We start from the raw sequence: 22048 nt of genomic DNA on the forward strand, positions 1-22048 counted from the left end.
CGAAAGCCTCCTATCGGCGATTGAATTCAGGCGATGCCAGCACCAGGGTCAGCCCGCTGATCTTGTTCGGCGCCTGCGACACGATGCGGATCGTCTCGTCGCGCGCCGCATCGGCAAGCGTCGATATGAGGAACTCGCGCGGATCCTCGTCGCGGCCGAACTGCGCTGCCGCCCGCCTTGCCCAGGCCAGCCGCTCAGCGAGCTGGCTGCCGGTGATCCAGGCGGAAAAACCTTCTTCGAAGCCGGCGGGGCTCGGCGGCAGCCAGATCGGCTGGCCCATGCGCTTCAGCGCCCCCTGCCCCAGCGCCCGCGCCGTCCGGAAGGCCTTGAGCCGCTTGTCCCTCGCCTCGCCGGCGGGATCGGTCGTCACCGGCGCCCCTGCCATGCCAGGCGTATTCGCCGCCATGTCGCCCTCATCGGTGCCTTGCTGGTTGGCCACCAGGAAGCTGCCGACGACGCCGTTGACCGGCCCCGCATTCAGCGCCCTCAATCCGGCGACGACATAGTCGAAAGGCTGGCGTGCCTTGGCGCCTTCGTCACGCCAGGCGGCGGGATGGTCGAGCATGGCGGTGTAGACGGCGGTGAGATCGCCATCCGTCTTCTTCCAGGCCGCAGCCATATCGGACACCATGCCTTCGTCGGGCCGGTCGGAGACGAAATGCACCGCAAGTTTGCGGCTGATATGGGCGGCGGTCTTCGGATGGACGGCGAGATCGTCGAGCATGTCGAGATAATCGTCTCGCGAGCGCCTGCGCCCGCCATAACTGACGCCGAGCACAGCATGCGTGCCGGGCTCGGAAATATTCGGCCGGAACACGATATCCATCTCTTTGCGATCGACGGTGAGCCCCGTCAGCACCATGGCAGCCGCCGTCACATCCGCCTGGGTATAGCCGCTGCCGGCGCCGAGCGTGTGCAGTTCCAGCAGCTCGCGGCCGAGATTTTCGTTCAGCCCCTTGTTGCGTTTGATGCCGCCTGATGAATCCGGGCCGAGCGAATCCGCCTGATCGAGATAGATCAGCATGGCCGGATGGGCCGTGGCGCTGCGCAGCAGATCGCCGAACCTGCCTGATATGAACGGCCGGATCGCCTCTGCCTCGTAGAGCGGCACGATCAGGCGCATCGGCAGGCTTTTATTGGCGCTGGTGGAGAAATGATCGGTCCAGAAGGTCGCCAGCCGCTCGTAGAAGCCATAGGGCGACAGCACCGCCTGCATCAGCCGCAGGTTCGTATCGTGCTGGAACTGCTGCTGCGCTTGGCGCTGCACGCCCTTGCGCATGTCGCGCCGCACCGGATCATCGGTCACCGTCTTGGCGTCCTCGCGGATCTGCCTCAGCTGCGCCTGCAGGCTGAGGATCGCCCGGTGGCGCATGTCAGGACCACCGAGCGGAAAGTCCGGCGTCGCCGCCAGGCCCTCGGCGATCTGGCCGATCAGCTCATCCTTGTTCTGCGGCGGCGCCTCGCCCGGCCGCAAGCCATAACCGAAGCGGATTGCCGCCATCGTCGGGAAAGAGAGGCTCATGGCCGATCACCTCCTGATCACTGCTGAAGCAATTCCAGCAAAAGTGTGCCGCGGTTTTGCGCCCGGAATTGCGCAAAACGATATTGCGAAGCATTTCCGTGACACGGAAATGCTGAGGTGAGAAGCTGACAGCAGATTGCGACGGCAATCTGTAGGAAATGCGGCCTTATCGAGACATGGACAATTTGTAATCTCTTGAAAAGCCTCGCATTTACGCCCTGAAAATGAAGGAGGCTCCGATTGCGATGAGCGCAAAACCGATCGCGTGGTTCCAGGTCAGGTTTTCGCCGAGCCAGAAAATCGAGAAACCGGCAAAGACAATCAGCGTGATCACTTCCTGCATCGTCTTCAGCTGCGCCGTCGTATAGACCGCCGAGCCGATACGGTTGGCCGGCACCGCCAGGCAATATTCGAAGAAGGCGATACCCCAACTGACCACGATGGCCAGGAAGATGGCGCTGCCCTTGTGTTTGAGATGCCCGTACCATGCGAAGGTCATGAAGATGTTGGAGGCAAACAACATGATGACGGGCCAGACGGCGGCGGGAGAAAATGGCATGGGCTCACTCGGGGCTGTGGATGGAATGGTTGACCCGGCGGGATACCGGCCAGCTTTACCTAGCACGTCGTCGTTGGACGGCAAGTCTCGGAGCGCGGACCGATCGTCTCACGCCATCGAAACCAAAATTGCCGGCGCCCGAGGCGCTCGGATAGAGGAGGATGCTAAAGTCCCCGTATCAATCGCCACGAAATTTACTACTTCATATTGAAAGGATTACATGCGCCGCACGTGGCGGCATCGATCTATCGGGGAGCATATGGATCATACAGCCGAGATGCCGCAATCCATTGCTTTGCTTCCCCGCTATTTCTGGCGACGCCTTGCCGCCTTTGCAGTCGACGTCATTATCTTTCAGGCCGCTATCCTCATAGCAGTCCATTACATTTCAACGACCGTTCCCGAGGGTTCCCACTTCGCCGACAAGGTCTCCATGGAATGTGCGGAGGGAGTGCCCGATCAGCTCGCAAAGCGTATTGACGCAGGTTGGCCGTTGAAGACAAACGAATTGCGCACCAACGAGATCTGCGAATCGCGCCAATTTGGCTTGGGAAAGCAAAGATACCTGCAGATAACCGTTGAGATGGAGCCATGGGACTACGTGACACCAACTCAAGTGCTGACAATCCCTCTGGACGCAGACGATAATCCGGTCAACAAAACAATACCGGCGTACTCCGACTTCATGTCAGGCATTGCCAATACTGCACTGATCGCGCTGGCGTTCGCCTGTTTTTCTGCGAACGGCCGCCGCACAATCGGAAAGGCAGTCTTCTTTCTACGGGTCCAATGGATCGATGGTGAAGGTCCCAACTTCGGTATCGCGTTGAAACGCGAAATCCTCAAATTCAGCCCGACCCTGCTTTTCAGTGCCGCTACTTTTGTAATCTCGCTGTTGCCGGCCTATCCGACGCAGGACTTCGACGCACTGCTCGGCATTTTCCACGGCGGATATGCACCTTCATACGATGGGACAATCGGGTTTTACGTCCTATGGACGGGAGCGGCCCTGGCTTGGTGGCTCGTCCCATTCATGCTGTGGCAGGGACGGACGTTTTACGATCGCATCTGCGCCTGCGAGGTGGTGAGCGCCTGAGGGCATCCGTGTTCAGGCAGGCGCCTGGCAGTGAAATAACAGTAACCGGAAGCAAACCACGGGACGCCACGCCCCCTATTGCGGCGCGGCACCCACCAACGTCCCTTATCCCGCGGCGCGTAGCCCGTAGGACGAAGCCTCGAAGGACACGCCGCAACATTGCGTCTTGCATTCATCCAGCGCAGTACGCCCGCCTCGTCCTTCGAGGCCCTGCGGGGTAACTCAGGATGAGGCTCTCTCAAGCATCGGCGCTCCACAAGCCACCGGTCACACCACCCTGCCCCGGCACGCCCACGCCACCGACGCAAACGACCGCGGTCCATCGGGCTCGCCCGCCTCATAGGCGGCCCGTAAGGCGGCATCGACGGCCTTTCGCCTCGTTGGGTCCAGCCCGGCGACATATTTGCCGAGCGGCCCCTCGCCGGCGGCGATCGGGTCCCAGTAGTCCGCAAAGGAGGTGTATTCCATCCGGATCAGCAGCGACGTCTCCTCGACGTCGGCAAGGCCGGCAGCGATGAAGCTTTGCTTCATTTCCCCCGGCCGCATCATCGGCTGAAAACAGTATCTGCGGCGCTGCGGCAGCGCGTTCTCGTCGAGCATGACCACCGTATCCCACATCATCCGCATGCCCGACATGCCGCCATAATGGTCCCAGACCGTGGCCGCGACGACGCCATCGGGTCGCACCACCCGGCACATTTCGGACACCGCCTTTCCTGCCTCAGGCACGAAATGCAGTACGAGGAGCGACATTGCCCGGTCGAAGCGTTTGTCTTCGAAAGGAAGCGCGCAGGCATCGGCCTGCTGGATCGTGATCCGCGGGTCGGTATTGCGCCGTTTCGCCGCCTCGACGAACACAGGCGAATAGTCGATGGCGGCGATTTCCCGCAGGCTTGGTCTTTCCGCCAGCGTGAACGCCAGGCTGCCGGTGCCGCAGCCGACATCGAGCACGCGATCGCCATCCGCAAGCCCGGCGAAATCGATCAGCTTCGGCGCCAGCCGCTTGCTCCATCGCCCCATCAGCCGCTCATAACCATCGGCACTTTCGACATGAAAACTCGACGGCATGGAAACCTCCCTCTTCAAGAACGATGGTCTATCGCCGTAGAGCCGAGCGATCCGTCGCCTGCGCAAGGCGCCTCGGGCTCTCCTCGGGCTCTCCGTCGTCCCCGGTCCAGGCCGGAGACGGCGGAGAGTGTATCAGGCGGACGCCTTGCCGAGAACGCTCCAGTCGAAGCCGCGCGCCCAATCGGCATAGCTGTGCCAGCCGACATCGGGGAAGTCGCGGCGCAGGGCAGCGATGTCGACATCGTAGCCCGTGCGGTCGAACCATTCGAACATCCGCGCCGCATCCTCGCTCTGCTGTCGCATCGCGGCGATTGGCAGTTCCTGGTAGCGTATCGGACGATCGAGCACCTCGGACAGGATCTCCGCCTGCTGCTCGCCAGACAAGTCGTCGCCGGCAATATCGAAACGCTTGCCGAACACCTGTTCGCGCCGCTCGGCCAGTGCTGCGACGAAAGCGCCGATGTCCTTGATGGTGATCTGCTGTAGCGGGCGGGTTGGCGGCAGGGCCGAGGCATAGACGCCCTGGCGCAGCCCGTCGACCGCCCAGGGCGCTACCGTGTTTTCCATGAAGGCGACGGGCGCGCTGATCGTGTAGGGAATACCGAGGCCAGCAATATGCTTTTCGACGAGATATTTGCTGTCGAAATGCGGAATGCCGGTCTTCTTGTCGGCATTGCCAACGGAGGAATAGATCAGGTGCCCGATGCCGGCGGCCTTCGCCGCATCAGCAACGAGGATGCCCTGGAGCGTTTCCGCTTCCGTTCCCGCCTCATAGCTGTTGCCCATCAGGAACATCGTGTCGACGCCCTCAGCCGCCCTCGCCACGGAAGCGCCATCGTTGAGATCGCCGGCGACGACCTCGACCCCGGCCGTGGCCAGCCGCTTTGCGCCATCGCTATCCGGCTTGCGCGAGATCGCCTTGACGCGGTGTCCCCGCGCGGTCAGGGCGCGAACGACCGCGCCACCCTGCTGGCCGGTGGCACCAGTGACCAAAACGCTTCTCATATCGCTCATCTGTCTGCTCCTTGTTTGTGACCGATGGAGCAAAGTTAAGGCCTATCGCATTGACCCGTTATAGCCTATAATTGGGAAACATCGTACCATCATAGGATACAATGCTGGACCTCAACGATATCATGATCTTCGCCCGCGTCATTGAAGCCGGCAGCTTCACCGCCGCGGCGCGCCTGCTCGGCATGCCGAAGACAACGGTCAGCCGGCGCATTGCCGCTCTCGAGCGCGAACTCGGCGTGCGCCTGCTGCAGCGCACGACACGCAGCCTCAGCCCGACGGATGCCGGCCGCCTCTATTACGAGGAAAGCAGTCAGGCGCTCCGCACGATCGAAGGCGCCAACCTGCGTCTTGCCGAAGCAAGAACGGAGCCCGCCGGCACGATCCGCATATCGGCGCCGGTCGGCTTCGGTGGCCATTTCCTGCAGGATGCGATCTTCGATCTTCTGGCCACCTATCCGAAGTCGAGGGTCGAGTTGCGGCTGACCGACGACAGGCTGAATCTCGTCGAAAACGGCATAGACCTCGCCTTCCGTACCGGCATTCTGGAGGATTCGACGCTGATCGCCCGCAAGCTCGGCTCTACCCATCGCTTGCTCTGTGCGAGCCCCGACTATCTCGCCCGCCACGGCGTGCCCGATCGCCCGGCAGATCTCGTCCGCCACGACTGCGTTGTCGCCGGCCAATCCACCCATGCGCAATGGCTGCTTGAAGGCCCGCACGGACAGGAAACGGTCTCGGTCTCGGGCCGCTTCGCCGCCAATGAAATGCAGGCGGTCATGGCCGCATCGATCGCCGGTTATGGCATCGCCCGACTGCCCCATGGGGTCGCCAATGCCTTCATCAGGGATGGGCGGCTATGCCGCGTTCTCGACGGTTACACGACCCCGGTCGGCGGCCTGCACGTCGTCTATCCAAGCAGCCGGCACCTGCCGCCTCTGGTCAAGACCTTTATTGAACTCGCGGCTAGACGGTTGAACGCGGGCGCCGATGGCAGCGACGACTTCGCCATCATATAGCGGTATGTGCCTTGAAGCGCCGCACCTCCTCGTCGGGCTCGGCGGTTGCGCATTCCAGGAGACGCATGCGCTCACTGCCACAAAAAATCCGGCCCCGTAGTCTGCATCGTCAGCTTCAGTGTACGGTCCGGCTGGACGACATAGGTCTCGAACACGCGGTAGCCGAAATCGCCGAGGAAGGTGTTTTTCACCACCGTTCCCGGCCGATAGGGAGAATGGACGACCTTGCCGCCATAGGTGAGGCTGCCCGGAAGAGGCGCGGGATCACCGGCGCTGGCGCAGCCTGCGAGTATGAAGGGAATGGCGATGAGCGCGTGCTTCATCTGGGCGAGCGTCCTTCCGATAGGCGCCAGCGGCCCGCTGCCGCCAATCCCCTTTTATCATAAAATCGCCGCGACATCACAAAACGGCGTTGCGGCCTTCGAAATCCCGGCGCAGGGCCTGCGCCCGCGAGAGCGCGCCGGCGATCCTTTCGTCGGTGAAGGGCTTGCCGATCACGTCGAGGGCGCCTTCGATGCCGTGACCGACATTCTCGGGACTGCCGGTCACGAAGATGACGTCGACCCTGTGGCGGTCGATCAGCCGGCGCGCAAGCTGGGCGCCGCTCATTCCGTCGGAGAGACCGAGATCGACGAGGGCGACATCGCTTCTCTGCGCATGGGCGAGAGCCTGCTCCACCGTCGAGACCGGTCCGATCGTCTGGTGCCCGGCTTCTTGTGCAATGCGCTCGAGTTCCAGCGCGATAATATTCTCATCTTCAACGATCAGGACCTTCATGGATCATCCTCCTGCCACGAGCAACCGGGCCGCCGGGCACACCGCCGGCACCCCATACAACGCAACTTCCCCTCGAATGTTTCCAATATAAAAGACATGCGTGCTGAAATGGTAACCGAGTTCTTGCATCGTCGGCGCTGCCATTCGATGCAGCGCCCAAACACCGTTCAGACGCTAAAGTTCCAGCCGCGACCATACAGCGGACTGCTTTTCTGCTTGCACGTCAGGGATATGAGATTGGCGCCCGGCAAGCCGCCCGATCACTGATCCTTTTCGAGGAATCAGCGGATGGCGGCATCGCTCCGGCATCGGGAAAGCGGCAATTGCCGCACGGAATGAATGCGGCTGATCCCTCCCTCGCCGTCCATGTCCACGTCCATGCAGGCGCAGGCATAGCCGTGCGTGGCATTGGTGTAGACGTATTCGCCGGTCGTGAGGTCGGGGATCTTGTCCATTCCTTCGGCCTTGTAGCCGCTGCCATTCTCCATGATGATCCAGCCGCCGCCGGCGTCCATCAGCGACCAGTTTGCCGTCGAGGGATTGTCCAGCCAGCCGCAACGCCTTTCGGCATGCGCTGCCGCCGGTGCGAGAAGCATCATCAAAACAAACGCATGCAATCTGGTCATTGCCCCTCCGCTTCACCAGCCACTATGCATCGTCACTTGCCGGCAAGACAACCGAGGTAATTTAGGACTCCGCGACCTTTCTCCCATATCGCGCCAAATCTGCCCAGCCACTCGCCCTCTTGAGCTGGATATAATTTCGTCTACCTTTACGGGTGTGCCAAACACGGCACGCTCATCCTGAAACGCGCATCCTCGCCACAGAACCGCATTATACAGCCGCTCACGATTTGCCCTTGGCGCTTTCCTCCCGAAACGCCGCTTCGCCGGCATCGGAAACCTCGACCCATTTCTTGTCGGGCTCGGCGTCGGCGACATAGGCATCGTTCCAGTTCCACCACTTGTAAGTCGGGGTCTGGGGATAGCCCTCCGGCGAATCCTCCCAGACTTCCTGGCGTCCGAGCGGCGTGATGTCGAGATAGTTCCAGGTGCCGCCCATCTGTTCGTCGCCGCGGTTGTTGACGAGATAGGTGCGGAAGATGCGTTCCCCGTCGCGGTAGAACACGTTGGTGCCGTGCCATTCGTCGACGCCGAAGTCCTTGTCGAAGCTGTCGGTGATCGTCACCCATGGATGCGTCCAGCCCATCCGTGCTTTCAGCCGCACAATATCGGCCTGCGGCGCGCGCGAGGCGAAGACCAGGGTGGTGTCGCGGGCGTTGAGATGGGCGACATGGGCGACCTGGTCGGCCACCATCGAGCAGCCACGGCAGGCATGCTCCGGCCAGCCGAAGACGCCTGGCTCGTAGAAGGCGCGATAGAGGATGAGCTGGTGTCGCCCTTCAAACAGGTCGCGCAGGCTGACCCTACCCTGCGGCCCATCGAATGCGTAATCCTTTTCGACTGCCATCCACGGCATCCGCCGGCGCTCGGCGGCAAGCGCATCCCGGGCGCGGCTCTGGGCCTTTTCCTTGACGAGCATCTGCTTCCAGGCAGCCTCCCAGGCTGCCTCCGACACGACCGCAGGCTTGTGCATGGCCGGCTGGCCGCCGTTCTGGGCTGTTGTGGTCATTTTGAAATCTCCTGATTGTGGCGAATTCCCGCGCCTCGCCAGGCAAAACGCGCTTCCGTCCGCTACTTGTCACTGTTGCGGGAGATAGTTTGGCAGCGGATCTCGGCCAGTGGGAGTAACAAGTGTGGCGCTATTCATATCCCGACTTGGAGAGTTGCCAAAAGCAGCCGAGTATCGGAAGCTTGTTCTTTGGCTATCAGGCGACGGATTGTTCGATATGACGACAGCCTCTTCCAGTGAGCCGGCCAGGCACGGCAGCGCCAGGATCTGCCGCGGCTGCTGGGACCAGATGCACATGCCAATCCCGATCGGCGGCCCGCTCGCGCTTCCCTTCCGCGCCTTCGGCATCACCCGCAGCAAGATGAATCCCGATATCTGCACGATCTGCGAACGCTCCTTTCAGTACGTCAAGAAGCAGCGCCAGATCACCGTCGACGCCACCATCCTGTTTGCCGATATCAGAGGCTTCACGGATCTGTCCGAACGCATCGAGGCGGTGCAACTGAGCGAGATCGTCAGTCTGTTCCAGGATCGCTGCGCCCAGGCGATCTGGGCGCATGACGGCATCGTCAACAAGCAGATGGGCGACGGCCTGATGGCGATCTTCAACTTCCCGATCGTCAGCAAGGATCACGCCGCCGCCGCAATCCTGGCCGCCCAGGAAATCCAGCGTAACTGCGCCGCGACGCTGAGTGGCCTGGTGCTCGAGGCCCTGCCCGGCCGCACCCTCGGCGTCGGCGTCGGCATCCATTCCGGCGAGGTCCAGATCGGCGAATTTTCAAGCTTCCGCAGCGATTTCACAGCAATCGGCGGCGTCGTCAACCAGGCCGCCAGGCTGGAATCCCACGCGGCAGCGGGCGAGATCCTGGTCTCGGCGGATACGGCGGCGAAGGCTCCCGACCTGGCCGCAGGCGCCGAAACCCGCATGCTGGCGCTGAAGGGCATCGAGCAGCCGGTGCAGGCACGTGTGCTGGTCAAGCACTGAGCGACGGCGATTGCGGCCTGCTCGAAGCATCATCCCGCCGCCAACGTGACAGCCGCAATTTCTCAAGCTGTGATTGCGAGTACATCGGATCACAAGCAAGTTAATCCTCCGGAAACAAACATCGCTTATCTCTAAGCCGTTTTAACAACTGGGGTTTCTCATGGGCAGTTTTTCTCTGTTTCACTGGTTGATCGTCTTGATCCCGATCGGCGTGGCACTGTTCTTCGTCTTACGAAAGCCGCTGGTTGGGCCGAACCGCTTCGGCGGCCGGCCGCAGGCCATGGGTTTCGGCCAGGCGATTGGAAGCTTTTTCAAGAACTATGTGAACTTCAGCGGCAGAGCGAGCCGATCGGAATTCTGGTATTCGGTACTCTTCCTCTTTCTCGTCGCCGTCGCTTTGTATATCGTGGATCGGAGCGAAACCTTGAGCCGGATCTGGTCGCTGGCCACGTTTCTTCCGTGGATCGCCGTGGCCGCCCGACGCCTTCACGACATCAACCGAAGCGGATGGTGGCAGCTTCTTGGACTAATACCTCTCATTGGATCGGTGATCGTGCTCGTATGGTACTGCAGGGCGTCGATGGTGGATGATTCCAGGGAAGCCGTGTTCGCGTGAGCAAGGTGTGAGGATGGTCCTCGCGGCTTGAGCCGGTCCGAGGCACGGTCATCGTCGTTACGCGGACTGCGGGGTGCGCGGTCCGCTTCTGGCGGCATCCGGAAGGGACCGGCGAGGTTGGCAAAAGGCCGCCTCTGTCTCAGTACTTCATGTTTCGCAATTCAGGAAAATCATAGTAACGCAGCCGCTTGTCGTGGCAGCGATAGTCGTCCTTTTTCAGGTACAGTATCATGTTGTGTTGCAAGCCAAGGCCGATATAGGACCAGTCTGGGTAAGCACGTTCCGTCGTACGCGTGCAATAAGCATAGATCTGCTTTTCCGGATTCAGCAGAACCACGCTGGAAATCTCTGCCTTCACGAAGTTCCCCGCCTTAATGGTTCCCCGCAGAGCATCGACGTATTCGCGTCGAACCGCATTCGAGGGCGGCCGCTGAGAGTCTGCAACGGATTGCGGCGCCGGAGTTTGGCAACCGGCCAGTGCCAGCGCGGCAGCGCAAGCAAGGAATTTGATCTTCATTCAGTTGAATCTCCCGTATCGAGGTCGATAGATCGGCCGTTTCCAAAAGGCCATGGCTGCAAAAAGGAACGCACAACCCGTACGTCGAGGCTCCGTCCTGCGGGCCGCGCATCTCTGCATGAGAACGGTTGGAGGAGGCCGCACCGCCGCTCAGCAAAATCTCGAACGGCGACGCGACCGGAGCCTTCGCGCTGCTTCAGGTCTTCATGCCGTTCATCTCAGAAAACGGGTAGTAGCGCAGCCGCTTGTCGTGGCAGCGATCGTCATTCGCCTTCGCCCCCAGTATTTTTCCATCCGTGAAGGAGACGCCGAGATAGGCCCAGTCTCCCCAGCCGCGCTTGGGCACCACCCGCACGCAATAAGCATAGATCTTTTTTTCAGGATCGAGCAGAACCACGCTGGAAATCCGCGCCCAGACGACTTCCCCCGCTTCGTGTTTATAAACTTTCCTGAATATAAAGTTGATGAAGTTCTGCCGGACGTCGCTCGAGGGCGGACGCTGGGAATCTGCAACGGATTGCGACACGGGGGCGTTGCAGCCGGCCAGCGTCAGCAGGGCAGCGCAGGCAAGAAGTTTTATTCTCATTCAGGTGAATCTCCAAAGAATCGGAGCGTGATAAACGCTGTGCATTCCTACAAACACAGCGGGAATAATATTTGCAATACATGAAATCAAACAATGCTGACGCTACGCGTGTTACCGCGTGACATGTAGATATGGCTGAGGCGCTCCGTATATACCCGAAGGTTTGAACTGGAACTTGGGGGATGACCGTCATCCGCAGCAGCGTTCGAGATCTTCGAAGCCGGCTTGTAAAATTCCATTGCAAGTAGATAATCTTTCTCGGGGAAATCTTCTTGATACGAAAATCACTCGCTTGCGATCTCGGATCAGCGCGGTGCCATGAATGCCTTTTTAGTGAGAATTTTGAATGAAGCCGGAAGAATTGCGCAGATCGGAATACGCCTACAACAAAGGCAAATTGCTGCTCATCATCCTGATTTTGATCGCCATCGCGGCCGGGGCCATCCTGTTGGGCTTCCATCCGCCGAAGGACAAGGACCCTCATGCCGTCTGGTTCTTCTCGCTGCTGGGCGCAGTGTTCTTTGGCCTCCTCGCACTCCTGCTCGTGCCAAAGCTCTTTTCCAGGGGGCCAGGATTGGTCGTATCGACGGCCGGCGTCCGGCTGCCGAATTTCCCCGACCAGATCATACGCTGGTCGGACATCCGGAGCTTCGAAAGATTCCAGAGCAAAGGCGCGGATTCCATAGTCCTCCACCTCGATCCTGGCGCCGCCAAGGCGCTGATCAGACGGGGGCTGGCCGCCAGGCTGCCGGAGTGGTTCGTTGGTTCGCGCCTCAAGGTCGGCATCCCTCTGCATATGTTGCGGGGCCGTTCGAACTCGATATTTGATGAATTCGCGGAAGTGGCGATCGAAGCGTTCGAAGCCAAATGGCAAGCCTTGCAGGAAGCCGGTTCGATCCCCGAGGAGGACGAAGACGAAGTGCCGGAACCCGCTTTCGATGGCGCCCGTTATCCCGTCTTCACCTATGCTCTTCTTGCCGTTCTCGTCGCCGTCTATGCCGGCGAACTCGCCTTCGGCGTCGAAGCATCGAGGGTCGGCTCTCCCAGTATTCGCACATTGCTGGTGCTCGGCGGCACGTTTCGCCCGAGCATCGTCGAGGGCGGCGAGTGGTGGCGGCTGTTCACCGCACCCTTCATGCATGGAGGCATCGTCCATCTCGCCTCCAATTGCTTCTGCTTGTGGATGGCGGGAATGCTGTTCGAACGGCTGATCGGCTGGCGCTGGTTTGCGGCAATCTTCTTCGCCAGCGCCCTTGGCGGCTCCCTTGCGTCGGTCTGGATCAATGACGTCAATACGGTTGGTGTCGGCGCTTCCGGCGGCATCGTCGGGCTTTTCGCAGCCGTGATCGCCGGCAGCATTCGTTTCCGGTCGACGCCGATCGCATCTTCACTGCAGGTGGGCGCCATCCAGATTCTGGTTCCCTCGCTGCTGCCGTTCCTGTCTGCGGCGAAGGAGGGGCAGACCATCGACTATGCCGGCCATTTCGGCGGCGCGGTGACCGGCGCGGCGCTCTCGCTCCTGCTGTTGACCCTTTGGCCGCGGGAACGCCCGACGCCGCGTTTCGGCGCAGCCGCGATCGCCTTCAGCGCTGCATTCGTCCTCATCGCGGCGGGGTCGCTGTGGCCCATCACCAATGCGCGCCGATTCTATGTCAACGACCCGATGACCAACTATTTCGGGGGAAGGTACGAGCAGGCCGCGGCGGGATTTTCCGCCTTGGCAAGCGAGGATCCGCGCACCGCCCCCTATTATCGTCTCTGGCGTTATATCGCTCAAAGGCGGGGCGGCGATCCCAAAGCGCTCGATGAGCTCAGGGCTGCAGCCGGCGAGATCGACAAGGCTGTGTGGCCTTATCCCGTCTACGGTCTTTTCCTCCGCGAATTGACGCCGGACGAACTGACGTCGAAGGCAACTGACAGCAACCAGATCTGCGAGTCGATCTTTTATATTGGCGAATGGTATCTGCTTGCCGGGGCCAAGGAAGAGGCCCGCCGCAGATTCCAGACCGCTCGGATGTCCTGCCCGACCACATTCATCGAATATGATGGAGCAGGGGGCGAATTGAGCAATCTCAACGCGAAGTAATCACCGTGAAGGCGCAGTGATGCCATAGGCTAAGCAGGCGCCCAACTATTCCATCTTTCGAACAAACAGTTCGTTTCCCTTTTGTACTCTTTTCCTCTTCCCTTTCGCGCTGACTCTCTCCATATTCCCGCCATGGCCAAATCTCCGAAGAAATCCCCCGCCCCGAATGGCTTCGAGGAAGCCCCGCAGTCGTCCTTTGAAGGCGCGCCGCTCTCCGGCTCCGTCGCCGATTGGGTGAAGCAGCTGGAGGCGGATGCCGAGGCGGCGGGCGTCGAAAGCCAGCGCGAAATTGCCTCCAAAGCCGGCAAGCACCGCAAGAAGGTGGAGAACGAGGCGCGCAAGCACGCCGAAGCCGTTGCCGCGCGATCGGCCGAAGGCCGCAAGCCCGAACGGGCGTCCGAGCCGATGCGAGGCCCCCGCGGAGCGAAGGCGCAGAGCGCCGGCAGCGTGAGCGCTTCAAAGACAGCGCGCGGCGTCTCGATCGGCGGCTCATCCGACCCGAAGACACGCGCCGCCGCCGGCCTCAATCCCGTTGCCGGTCTCGACATTTCACTCGAAGATGCCGGCAACCTCGCACCGGGTGGCGTCACCGCCACGGTGGAGGCGCTGTCGAAGCTGATCGAAAGCGGCAATCCGCTGCACAAGAACGGCAAGATCTGGACGCCGCACCGCCCTGCCCGCCCGGATAAATCCGAAGGCGGCATCACCATTCGCATGGACTCCGAATACAAGCCGGCAGGCGACCAGCCGACGGCGATCCGCGATCTCGTCGAGGGCCTGGAGAATGGCGACCGCAGCCAGGTGTTGCTCGGCGTCACCGGCTCGGGCAAGACCTTCACCATGGCCAAGGTGATCGAGGCGACGCAGCGCCCGGCTGTGATCCTGGCGCCGAACAAGACGCTGGCGGCCCAGCTCTATTCCGAATTCAAGAATTTTTTCCCCGACAATGCGGTGGAATATTTCGTTTCCTACTACGATTATTATCAGCCGGAAGCCTATGTGCCGCGCTCCGACACCTATATCGAGAAGGAAAGCTCGATCAACGAGCAGATCGACCGCATGCGCCACTCGGCGACGCGCTCGCTGCTCGAACGCGACGACTGCATCATCGTCGCCTCGGTCTCCTGCATCTACGGTATCGGCTCGGTCGAGACCTATACGGCGATGACCTTCCAGATGTCGGTCGGCGACCGGCTCGACCAGCGTCAGCTGCTGGCCGATCTCGTCGCCCAGCAATACAAGCGCCGCGACATGGATTTCACGCGCGGCTCCTTCCGTGTGCGCGGCGACACGATCGAACTCTTCCCCGCCCACCTTGAGGATGCCGCCTGGCGCATCTCGATGTTCGGCGACGAGATCGATTCCATCACCGAATTCGACCCGCTCACCGGCCAGAAGGTCGGCGATCTGAAATCGGTGAAGATCTACGCCAATTCGCACTATGTCACCCCGCGCCCGACGCTGAACGGCGCCATCAAGTCGATCAAGGAGGAGCTCAGGCTTCGCCTCGCCGAGCTCGAAAAGGCCGGCCGCCTGCTGGAGGCCCAGCGCCTGGAGCAGCGCACCCGCTACGATATCGAAATGCTCGAAGCCACAGGCTCCTGCCAGGGCATCGAGAACTATTCGCGTTATCTCACCGGCCGCGACCCCGGCGATCCGCCGCCGACTTTGTTCGAATACATCCCCGACAACGCCCTCGTCTTCATCGACGAAAGCCATGTCACCGTGCCGCAGATCGGCGGCATGTACCGGGGCGACTTCCGCCGCAAGGCGACGCTGGCCGAATACGGCTTCCGCCTGCCCTCCTGCATGGACAACCGGCCGCTGCGCTTCGAGGAATGGGACGCCATGCGCCCCGACACCATCGCCGTTTCGGCCACGCCGGGCGGCTGGGAGATGGAACAGTCCGGCGGCGTCTTCGCCGAACAGGTCATCCGCCCCACAGGCCTGATCGACCCGCCGGTCGAGGTCCGCTCGGCCCGCACCCAGGTCGACGACGTGCTCGGCGAGATCCGCGAGACCGCGGCCAAGGGCTACCGCACGCTGTGCACCGTGCTGACCAAGCGCATGGCCGAGGACCTCACGGAATATCTGCATGAACAGGGCGTGCGCGTGCGCTACATGCACTCCGATATCGACACGCTGGAGCGCATCGAGATCATCCGCGATCTGCGCCTCGGCGCTTTCGACGTGCTCGTCGGCATCAACCTCTTGCGCGAAGGCCTCGACATTCCCGAATGCGGCTTCGTCGCCATCCTCGACGCCGACAAGGAAGGCTTCCTGCGCTCCGAGACATCGCTGATCCAGACGATCGGCCGCGCCGCCCGTAACGTCGACGGCAAGGTCATCCTCTATGCCGACAACATCACCGGCTCGATGAAGCGTGCCATGGAGGAAACCGGCCGCCGCCGCGAAAAGCAGATGGCCTACAACCTCGAAAACGGCATCACACCGGAATCCGTCAAGGCCAAGATCTCCGACATCCTCGACAGCGTCTACGAGCGCGACCACGTCCGCGCCGACATCTCGGGCGCCGCAGGCAAAGGCTTCGCCGACGGCGGCAACCTCGTGGGCAACAACCTGCAGGCCCATCTCAACGCGCTCGAAAAGAGCATGCGCGACGCCGCCGCCGACCTCGACTTCGAAAAAGCCGCCCGCCTCCGCGACGAAATCAAACGCCTCAAGGCCGTGGAACTCGCCGCGATGGACGACCCGATGGCGAGAGAAGAAGCCCGCAACCAGGAAGGCGGCAAAAGGAACGGAAAAGCCAACCGCGAGTCGATCTCCCCCCTTGTGGGGGAGATGTCCGGCAGGACAGAGGGGGGTGCCACACCCTCCTACTTCGCCAAACCAACCCTAGACGACATGGGCCCCGGCACCGACACCACCACACCCCTCTTCCGCAAACCGGACCTCGACGAAATGGGCCGCCACGTCGCCACCCCCGCCGACAACAAGAGCCTCTTCCGCCGCAACACCCTCGACGAAATGACCGTCGGCCGCACGGAAAAGCCCGTGACCGGCCACGTGCCTGACAAGCCGGACGCCGCCAAGGGCACGAAACGGTTCTCGCCGTTGCTGGAAGGTCAGCCGGAACGCGATGACGTACGGTCGGTGGTCAGGGGAAAGACGGGCGTTGGGAGCTATGAGGACCCAGGCGAGCAGAAGCGCAAGGGGCGGACGAAAGGGAAAACCGGGCGGCCGGGGCGGTGAACGCCGTGCGGCGATGCCGGCATCTCTCATCTAAGCAGAGAATTTGAAACGGTCATGGCAGAACTCCGCATCGACCCCTTCCCCTCCGCCACCGAACTCAACGCCCTCTGGTCCGCCGCCTGGAACACCCCAGCGCCGCGCGCCTTCACCCCTGTCTTCTCCCGCAGCCTCACCCATATCGGCGCCTATCACGACAACAGGCTCGTCGGCTTCGTCAACGTCGCATGGGACGGCGGCATTCACGCCTTCATTCTCGACACTTCAGTTCATCCCGGGATGCGCAGGCAAGGGATCGCAACGCGGCTGGTCAGGGAAGCGACGAGAATGGCCCGCGAACGCGGCGCAGAATGGCTGCATGTCGATTTCGAGCCGCATCTGACCGGCTTTTACCGCGCCTGCGGATTTACCCCCACAGAGGCAGGTCTCATCAAGCTCGCATGAGAACCCTGACAGAAGCGCCCCTCAAAGCGGATGCGCCAAGACTCATCGGGAATGAGACAGCGCCGCCGATGGCCACGCCCGACGGCAATGCTGAAGCACAGGCGAATGCAGTTTTCCCACGCTTATAATCCGAGCTCATAAACGCATATGAGAGAGCATAAATTAAAAGACTAAACCACGACTTTTGGTTCGCAAATTCGAAGTCCTTCCCGAGTATTGCAGCCTTACTTTTTCGTTAAAAAGCCAGGAAAAAATCGCAATTTCTCATTGAAAACTTCATTAATGGTGGGCATAGATCCCCGAGGGGTTGTCGTCCGCCGAGACAATAAACAGTTCTTTCGCGGATTTCTCATTTTCCGAGTACAACGCATCTTTTGGGGAAAGATAAATATGGCCTTGAATATTTTAGACACGAACGGCGCCACAATTACCAAGACCGGCGTAGAGTTCGAAGCCTACGACATCATCCGCGACTCCGCCAATAACGCTTCCGCGCCTGTCACCCTGGTGGTCTCGGATTCCGGTGTAGCGAACCTCGCCGACGAACTGGGCGCGGTCTCTGCAAACGTGACAGGCTCAAGCGGCGACAATACGATCACGACAGGCGCAGGCCACGACAACATCAATGGCGGTGATGGTGCAGACACACTGAACGGCGGCGCCGGAAACGATCTGATCCAGGGCGGAGTTGGTAATGACACGCTGAATGGTGGGGATGGCAATGACATGCTTTGGGGCGACGTCGGAAATGACGTCATCAGAGGCGGCGCAGGCAACGATACGATCTCCGATGATGACCGCTTCAGCTTTACCCCTGCGGTCTATAACATCGATGCGGGCGACGGCGACGATGCCATAACTGTGGATACATTTGTTTCACTGTCCGGAACGATCGATGGCGGCGCCGGGATCGATACGCTGCGTGCCCCGTCGCTCCAGGGCCTGACGATTAAGAACATCGAAATTCTTGAAACGGCGGGCGTTTGGGTTGCCGGTTCAAGCGCGCAGTTCGAAAGCTTTGATAAGATCGTCTGGTCGACCGATTCTTTCCACAATTTTAATCCTTCATTGGCGCTGACGGACAATGCCCACCTCGATCTTTCCGACGAGTTGGGAGATCGCGGATCTTTCATCCACGGCTATGCCTCCGGCATTGACGTCAAGACGGGCGGCGGCGACGACGAGTTTTTTGGCACCGACGGCAACGACATTTTCGACGGCAATGGCGGCAACGACATCCTCAACGGCAATGCCGGCAATGACAAATTGACTGGCAGCGCCGGCAACGACGCCATCAATGGCGGCGCAGGCATCGATACCGCGATCTTCTCAGGTAATTTCGCCAATTATTCCTTCGCCATGAACAACGGCGATCACATCCTGACGAGCGCCGCGGAAGGAACGGATACGCTGACTGACGTCGAATTCGCCCGCTTTGCAGACGGCGTTTACGATTTCGCCCAGGGAACCTTCAAGCCCAATAGCAGCAATAGCGCGCCGACCAATATCCAGCTCTCGAAGACCGCACTGTCCGAGGACACCCCGATCTGGACCACGGTCGGCCTGCTCAGCGCCAAGGATGCCGACGGCGACGTCCTTACCTACAAGCTACTCGACGGGGCGAACGACCATTTCCGGATCAACGGCAATCGCATCGTCACGTCAAAGGCTCTGGATTACGAGACGGCCAAGTCGTACACGATCAAGGTGGCCGTTTCGGATGGCAAGGTCACGGTCGAAAAGGACATTACGATCAACGTCCTCGACGTCAACGAGGCCCCTGTCAACAAGGCGCCGATCAACCTCGCCTTCTCGCGCAGCTCGATCTCCGAGAATGTCGCGATCGGCACCTCGGTCGGTCTTCTCTCGGCCGTGGATCCGGAAGGCGGAGCGGTGAAGTGGCGGCTGACGGATGATGCAGACGGCGTCTTCAAGCTCGTCGGCAACAAGATCCAGACAAAAGCTGGAATCGACTACGAAAGCACCCACAGCCTGACCTTCACCGCTGAAGCCTATGACGCGGCCGGAAACACCACCAGCCACAGCTTCACACTCGCCGTGAAGGACGTCTTCGAGCCGTCGTTTTCGGCAATGTCGCATGAAGCACTGATCTAACTGCCATCCGATCGCGGTTGCGCGCAGAGATACGCCACCGACGACATCGACAACAGGTGGGACTTCCCTTCCGGCAGTCCCACCGGCCGAACTTTGCTGATGGTCGCCCGCCGGCATCAACCGGAGACGGCAAGACCCAGCGCCGCTCCCGGGCAACCCTTTTCCAAAATGCAGCTCCACCTCGACGCCCGTTTCGGATATGATTCTCTGCTTATCGGAGGAGAGCCCGCATGCGCCTGCCCACATTCATCCTCGCCTTTGCCGTGTCGGCGCTCGCAGCCTTGCCCGCATCGGCTGAAACCTACAAGACACCGAAGGCGCTGCTCAAGGCGCTCTACAGTTACAACACCGACAACAGCGACGCTGAGGCACCCTCGCCTTATTCGATCTTCTTCTCCGACCATCTGAACGAGCTCCTCCAGGCCGATCTCGACAACACGCCGGAGGGCGATGTCGGCGCGGTCGACTTCGATCCGGTCATATCAGGCCAGGACGGCACGGCGAGCGACGTCAGGATCGGCCAGCCGATCCTGCTCGACGACAAGGCCGAGGTGGAGGTGGAGTTCGAAAACGGCGAAGAGGTGACGCTCTTCTACACCCTGGTCAAGGAACATGGCGGCTGGAAGGTCGACGACATCGCCAACCAGAAGGCGGAAAATCCTTGGAGCCTAAGCGCGTTGCTGGGGGATGGGCAGTAGGCGGGGGGCTCGCCCGCGACGAGGATAGGGCGGATACTTGCGCTAGCCGTAGAATAAATGCCGCTGGCGCCAAAGAGAGCCTCATGGTGAGGAGGCCCAAGGGGCCGTCTCGAACCACGAGGGCGGGCGCGCAAACTCCATACCCGGCCACCGAATCCGCCCCTCATCCCGTTTCGGCACGGAATCCCGCTATGGCACAGCTATGCAAGGAAACGCTAACTTTTCCTCAAGTATCTGAATCTTCGGCATTTCCTGACATAGATGCAGACATGCCAAAATAATCCCGCTTGCTTTTTGCCCGAAAAGCTGGCACCAATTCGCCTACTCGGGCATTTGCATGCCGGTGACTGGACTGATGTGGTAATCCCTTCCGTTTGGAAGGCGGCGCGGGACTACCCGCCTACGTAGACGTTCTTTCCCCGTACGTGACTTCTCCGACTGACCCTTCGTCCCAATCGATCGGGGCGAAAGCTAAAGCCGTCCGCTTCCTCTCGGGGGCGCGGATACTACACAGACTAAGGGAAAAGGACGATCCCAATGGCCACCAAGGGCACCGTAAAATTCTTCAACCAGGACAAGGGTTTTGGTTTCATCACGCCGGACGGCGGCGCAAAGGACGTTTTCGTCCATATCTCTGCGCTGCAGGCTTCTGGCATCCAGTCGCTGCGCGAAGGCCAGCAGGTTACCTTCGACACCGAGCCGGACCGCATGGGCAAGGGCCCGAAGGCCGTCAACATCTCGGCTTCGTAAGTCAGATTTCCGCTTCGGCGGTATGGACGGCGCTCCGCAAGGGGCGCCGTTTCTGTTTGCGGCGGGAGTGTCATTTGTCGATCGCACCGCCGGATGTTATATGCGCGCTTGATGAATGATCCCGCCCCGCGGCGGTGGGCTCCGCATTGCAGAGCCCCTTTGCGGCGCCCCGGGAATAACGAATAATGGAACGTCGATGACGCAGAAGAGCCCGATTTTTGCGGTCGCCCCGATGATCGACTGGACGGATCGGCATTGCCGCTATTTCCACCGCCAGATCAGCCGGCAGGCGCTGCTCTATACAGAGATGGTGGTGGCCGATGCGATCATCCACGGTCCGCGCGACCGGCTGCTCGGCCATGACGCCGCGGAGCATCCGCTGGCGCTGCAGCTCGGCGGCTCGGACCCGGCAAAGCTTGCCGAGGCGGTGAAGATCGCCGAGCCCTACGGCTACGACGAGATCAACCTCAATGTCGGCTGCCCCTCCGACCGCGTGCAATCCGGCACTTTCGGCGCCTGCCTGATGCTGACGCCGAAGACGGTGGCGGAATGCATCGCGGCGATGAAGGTGGTCGCCACCGTGCCGGTGACGGTGAAATGCCGGATCGGCGTCGACGAGCAGGAACCGGAGCAGGCGCTGCCGGAGCTGATCACCCACGTTCTCGATGCCGGCGCCGACGCGATCTGGATCCATGCGCGCAAGGCCTGGCTGAAGGGCCTGAGCCCGAAGGAGAATCGCGAGATCCCGCCGCTCGATTATGAGATCGTCTACCGGATGAAACAGCGCTGGCCCGATGTCTTCATCGGCATCAACGGCGGCGTCCGCACGCTTGACGAAGCCGCAGCCCATCTCGAACAGGTCGACGGCGTCATGCTGGGCCGCGCCGCCTATCAGAATGCCGCGATCCTTGCCGAGGTCGACCAGCGCTTCTTCGGCGCGCCGGCGGCCGAACCGAACTGGGAAGCGCTGCGCGATCGGATGATGGCCTATGCCGAACGCCACATCGCGGCCGGCGGCCGGCTGCAGCATGTGGCCCGCCACATGGTCGGCCTCTTCACCGGCCTGCCCGGCGCCAGGCGCTATCGCCAGATCCTCTCGACCGACGCGGCCAAAAGCGGCGCCGGGCCGGAGGTGCTGGCGGCGGCCTTTGCGGCTGTGGATTTTTCAGGGACGGAGCAGGAGGCGGTCAGCGCCTGACGTTGGGTGATGTCTTTGCCGTGCGCCCGACGTGACGTAGGCGCAGCCGTGGATGATCATATTACGCACCGCCAACTCGATACAAAGCAGTGCCAGCCCGACCGATCTGCAAGTGGAAATAGCGGCAATGCCGATCCGTCCAGTCGATCATCGGGCCTA

General features: G+C 61.1%; 22 protein-coding genes. 12 read left to right on the forward strand and 10 right to left on the reverse strand.

What is annotated here, in order from left to right; all coding sequences use genetic code 11:
* Window positions 1-10: 10 nt before the first annotated feature.
* Window positions 11-1522 carry a DUF1800 domain-containing protein gene (locus tag GGD57_RS03250; protein ID WP_184466781.1) on the reverse strand — a complete coding sequence of 504 codons (1512 nt, stop codon included), beginning with the start codon at window positions 1520-1522 and terminating at the stop codon, window positions 11-13.
* On the opposite strand from GGD57_RS03250, the gene GGD57_RS29365 reads away from it, so the two are divergent.
* Window positions 1521-1643, forward strand: a complete 123-nt coding sequence (locus GGD57_RS29365) for a hypothetical protein (RefSeq protein WP_281423715.1) — start codon at window positions 1521-1523, stop codon at window positions 1641-1643. The genes GGD57_RS03250 and GGD57_RS29365 overlap by 2 nt on opposite strands.
* Before the next feature lie 90 nt (window positions 1644-1733).
* On the opposite strand, the gene GGD57_RS03255 is transcribed toward GGD57_RS29365, so the two are convergent.
* Window positions 1734-2081 (reverse strand): DMT family protein, encoded by a 348-nt coding sequence (locus tag GGD57_RS03255; RefSeq protein WP_184466783.1) that lies wholly within the window; start codon window positions 2079-2081, stop codon window positions 1734-1736.
* Window positions 2082-2340: 259 nt separating this feature from the next.
* Here GGD57_RS03255 and GGD57_RS03260 point away from each other — a divergent pair, with 259 nt between their 5' ends.
* Entirely contained in the window at window positions 2341-3177 is an 837-nt protein-coding gene (locus GGD57_RS03260; RefSeq protein ID WP_184466785.1) for an RDD family protein, read from the forward strand.
* Between the two features lie 267 nt (window positions 3178-3444).
* Here GGD57_RS03260 and GGD57_RS03265 read toward each other — a convergent pair whose 3' ends face one another.
* On the reverse strand, window positions 3445-4245 hold the full coding sequence (locus GGD57_RS03265; protein WP_184466787.1) for a class I SAM-dependent methyltransferase: 801 nt from the start codon (window positions 4243-4245) through the stop codon (window positions 3445-3447).
* Between the two features lie 132 nt (window positions 4246-4377).
* Window positions 4378-5259, reverse strand: coding sequence for an NmrA/HSCARG family protein (locus GGD57_RS03270; protein WP_184466789.1), 882 nt, complete (start codon window positions 5257-5259; stop codon window positions 4378-4380).
* A 101-nt stretch (window positions 5260-5360) separates the two neighbouring features.
* Here GGD57_RS03270 and GGD57_RS03275 point away from each other — a divergent pair, with 101 nt between their 5' ends.
* Window positions 5361-6275, forward strand: a complete 915-nt coding sequence (locus tag GGD57_RS03275; protein ID WP_184466791.1) for a LysR family transcriptional regulator — start codon at window positions 5361-5363, stop codon at window positions 6273-6275.
* Between the two features lie 71 nt (window positions 6276-6346).
* On the opposite strand, the gene GGD57_RS03280 is transcribed toward GGD57_RS03275, so the two are convergent.
* From GGD57_RS03280 to GGD57_RS03295, 4 genes are all read right to left on the reverse strand, one after another.
* The gene (locus tag GGD57_RS03280) at window positions 6347-6598 is read right to left on the reverse strand and encodes a hypothetical protein (protein ID WP_184466793.1); all 252 of its coding nucleotides are present in this window, start codon (window positions 6596-6598) and stop codon (window positions 6347-6349) included.
* Window positions 6599-6674: 76 nt separating this feature from the next.
* Window positions 6675-7052, reverse strand: coding sequence for a response regulator (locus GGD57_RS03285; protein ID WP_184466795.1), 378 nt, complete (start codon window positions 7050-7052; stop codon window positions 6675-6677).
* 281 nt (window positions 7053-7333) lie between these two features.
* The gene (locus GGD57_RS03290; RefSeq protein ID WP_184466797.1) at window positions 7334-7678 is read right to left on the reverse strand and encodes a DUF4087 domain-containing protein; all 345 of its coding nucleotides are present in this window, start codon (window positions 7676-7678) and stop codon (window positions 7334-7336) included.
* A 220-nt stretch (window positions 7679-7898) separates the two neighbouring features.
* On the reverse strand, window positions 7899-8684 hold the full coding sequence (locus GGD57_RS03295; RefSeq protein ID WP_184466799.1) for a DUF899 domain-containing protein: 786 nt from the start codon (window positions 8682-8684) through the stop codon (window positions 7899-7901).
* A 217-nt stretch (window positions 8685-8901) separates the two neighbouring features.
* Between GGD57_RS03295 and GGD57_RS03300 the strand changes: the two genes are divergently transcribed.
* Together GGD57_RS03300 and GGD57_RS03305 are read left to right on the forward strand one after the other, a co-directional pair.
* The gene (locus GGD57_RS03300) at window positions 8902-9669 is read left to right on the forward strand and encodes an adenylate/guanylate cyclase domain-containing protein (RefSeq protein ID WP_184466801.1); all 768 of its coding nucleotides are present in this window, start codon (window positions 8902-8904) and stop codon (window positions 9667-9669) included.
* Between the two features lie 160 nt (window positions 9670-9829).
* Window positions 9830-10285 carry a DUF805 domain-containing protein gene (locus GGD57_RS03305; RefSeq protein WP_184466803.1) on the forward strand — a complete coding sequence of 152 codons (456 nt, stop codon included), beginning with the start codon at window positions 9830-9832 and terminating at the stop codon, window positions 10283-10285.
* Window positions 10286-10424: 139 nt separating this feature from the next.
* Here GGD57_RS03305 and GGD57_RS03310 read toward each other — a convergent pair whose 3' ends face one another.
* A complete protein-coding gene (locus GGD57_RS03310; protein ID WP_184466805.1) occupies window positions 10425-10802 on the reverse strand; it encodes a hypothetical protein in 378 nt (125 codons plus the stop codon).
* A 196-nt stretch (window positions 10803-10998) separates the two neighbouring features.
* Entirely contained in the window at window positions 10999-11388 is a 390-nt protein-coding gene (locus GGD57_RS03315; RefSeq protein ID WP_184466807.1) for a hypothetical protein, read from the reverse strand.
* Between the two features lie 346 nt (window positions 11389-11734).
* On the opposite strand from GGD57_RS03315, the gene GGD57_RS03320 reads away from it, so the two are divergent.
* The 7 genes from GGD57_RS03320 to dusA all read left to right on the forward strand — a co-directional run bounded on the left by GGD57_RS03320 (window position 11735) and on the right by dusA (window position 21889).
* Window positions 11735-13474, forward strand: a complete 1740-nt coding sequence (locus GGD57_RS03320) for a rhomboid family intramembrane serine protease (protein WP_184466809.1) — start codon at window positions 11735-11737, stop codon at window positions 13472-13474.
* A gap of 132 nt (window positions 13475-13606) precedes the next feature.
* Window positions 13607-16687 (forward strand): excinuclease ABC subunit UvrB, encoded by a 3081-nt coding sequence (gene uvrB, locus GGD57_RS03325; protein WP_184466811.1) that lies wholly within the window; start codon window positions 13607-13609, stop codon window positions 16685-16687.
* A gap of 54 nt (window positions 16688-16741) precedes the next feature.
* Window positions 16742-17128, forward strand: coding sequence for a GNAT family N-acetyltransferase (locus GGD57_RS03330; protein WP_184466829.1), 387 nt, complete (start codon window positions 16742-16744; stop codon window positions 17126-17128).
* Between the two features lie 390 nt (window positions 17129-17518).
* On the forward strand, window positions 17519-19243 hold the full coding sequence (locus GGD57_RS03335) for a cadherin domain-containing protein (RefSeq protein ID WP_184467388.1): 1725 nt from the start codon (window positions 17519-17521) through the stop codon (window positions 19241-19243).
* 230 nt (window positions 19244-19473) lie between these two features.
* Window positions 19474-19941: a DUF3828 domain-containing protein gene (locus GGD57_RS03340; RefSeq protein WP_184466831.1), complete on the forward strand. Its 468-nt coding sequence runs from the start codon at window positions 19474-19476 to the stop codon at window positions 19939-19941.
* A 537-nt stretch (window positions 19942-20478) separates the two neighbouring features.
* Window positions 20479-20691, forward strand: coding sequence for a cold-shock protein (locus GGD57_RS03345; RefSeq protein ID WP_003540801.1), 213 nt, complete (start codon window positions 20479-20481; stop codon window positions 20689-20691).
* A gap of 196 nt (window positions 20692-20887) precedes the next feature.
* A complete protein-coding gene (gene dusA / locus GGD57_RS03350) occupies window positions 20888-21889 on the forward strand; it encodes a tRNA dihydrouridine(20/20a) synthase DusA (protein WP_184466833.1) in 1002 nt (333 codons plus the stop codon).
* Window positions 21890-22048: the final 159 nt, after the last annotated feature.

Source organism: Rhizobium esperanzae (genome assembly GCF_014197615.1).
In the GTDB taxonomy this organism is placed as follows: domain Bacteria; phylum Pseudomonadota; class Alphaproteobacteria; order Rhizobiales; family Rhizobiaceae; genus Rhizobium; species Rhizobium esperanzae_A.

Excerpts from the sequence above, each read along its gene's own strand:
- GGD57_RS03295 (WP_184466799.1), bottom strand. The coding sequence starts at position 8,684 with ATGACCACAACAGCCCAGAACGGCGGCCAGCCGGCCATGCACAAGCCT.
- GGD57_RS03300 (WP_184466801.1), top strand. The coding sequence starts at position 8,902 with ATGACGACAGCCTCTTCCAGTGAGCCGGCCAGGCACGGCAGCGCCAGG.
- GGD57_RS03255 (WP_184466783.1), bottom strand. The coding sequence starts at position 2,081 with ATGCCATTTTCTCCCGCCGCCGTCTGGCCCGTCATCATGTTGTTTGCC.
- GGD57_RS03320 (WP_184466809.1), top strand. The coding sequence starts at position 11,735 with ATGAAGCCGGAAGAATTGCGCAGATCGGAATACGCCTACAACAAAGGC.
- GGD57_RS03335 (WP_184467388.1), top strand. The coding sequence starts at position 17,519 with ATGGCCTTGAATATTTTAGACACGAACGGCGCCACAATTACCAAGACC.
- GGD57_RS03310 (WP_184466805.1), bottom strand. The coding sequence starts at position 10,802 with ATGAAGATCAAATTCCTTGCTTGCGCTGCCGCGCTGGCACTGGCCGGT.
- GGD57_RS03275 (WP_184466791.1), top strand. The coding sequence starts at position 5,361 with ATGCTGGACCTCAACGATATCATGATCTTCGCCCGCGTCATTGAAGCC.
- GGD57_RS03285 (WP_184466795.1), bottom strand. The coding sequence starts at position 7,052 with ATGAAGGTCCTGATCGTTGAAGATGAGAATATTATCGCGCTGGAACTC.
- GGD57_RS03330 (WP_184466829.1), top strand. The coding sequence starts at position 16,742 with ATGGCAGAACTCCGCATCGACCCCTTCCCCTCCGCCACCGAACTCAAC.
- GGD57_RS03305 (WP_184466803.1), top strand. The coding sequence starts at position 9,830 with ATGGGCAGTTTTTCTCTGTTTCACTGGTTGATCGTCTTGATCCCGATC.
- GGD57_RS03290 (WP_184466797.1), bottom strand. The coding sequence starts at position 7,678 with ATGACCAGATTGCATGCGTTTGTTTTGATGATGCTTCTCGCACCGGCG.
- GGD57_RS03315 (WP_184466807.1), bottom strand. The coding sequence starts at position 11,388 with ATGAGAATAAAACTTCTTGCCTGCGCTGCCCTGCTGACGCTGGCCGGC.
- GGD57_RS03250 (WP_184466781.1), bottom strand. The coding sequence starts at position 1,522 with ATGAGCCTCTCTTTCCCGACGATGGCGGCAATCCGCTTCGGTTATGGC.
- GGD57_RS03265 (WP_184466787.1), bottom strand. The coding sequence starts at position 4,245 with ATGCCGTCGAGTTTTCATGTCGAAAGTGCCGATGGTTATGAGCGGCTG.
- GGD57_RS29365 (WP_281423715.1), top strand. The coding sequence starts at position 1,521 with ATGGCCGATCACCTCCTGATCACTGCTGAAGCAATTCCAGCAAAAGTG.
- GGD57_RS03270 (WP_184466789.1), bottom strand. The coding sequence starts at position 5,259 with ATGAGCGATATGAGAAGCGTTTTGGTCACTGGTGCCACCGGCCAGCAG.
- dusA (WP_184466833.1), top strand. The coding sequence starts at position 20,888 with ATGACGCAGAAGAGCCCGATTTTTGCGGTCGCCCCGATGATCGACTGG.
- GGD57_RS03340 (WP_184466831.1), top strand. The coding sequence starts at position 19,474 with ATGCGCCTGCCCACATTCATCCTCGCCTTTGCCGTGTCGGCGCTCGCA.
- GGD57_RS03345 (WP_003540801.1), top strand. The coding sequence starts at position 20,479 with ATGGCCACCAAGGGCACCGTAAAATTCTTCAACCAGGACAAGGGTTTT.
- GGD57_RS03260 (WP_184466785.1), top strand. The coding sequence starts at position 2,341 with ATGGATCATACAGCCGAGATGCCGCAATCCATTGCTTTGCTTCCCCGC.
- uvrB (WP_184466811.1), top strand. The coding sequence starts at position 13,607 with ATGGCCAAATCTCCGAAGAAATCCCCCGCCCCGAATGGCTTCGAGGAA.
- GGD57_RS03280 (WP_184466793.1), bottom strand. The coding sequence starts at position 6,598 with ATGAAGCACGCGCTCATCGCCATTCCCTTCATACTCGCAGGCTGCGCC.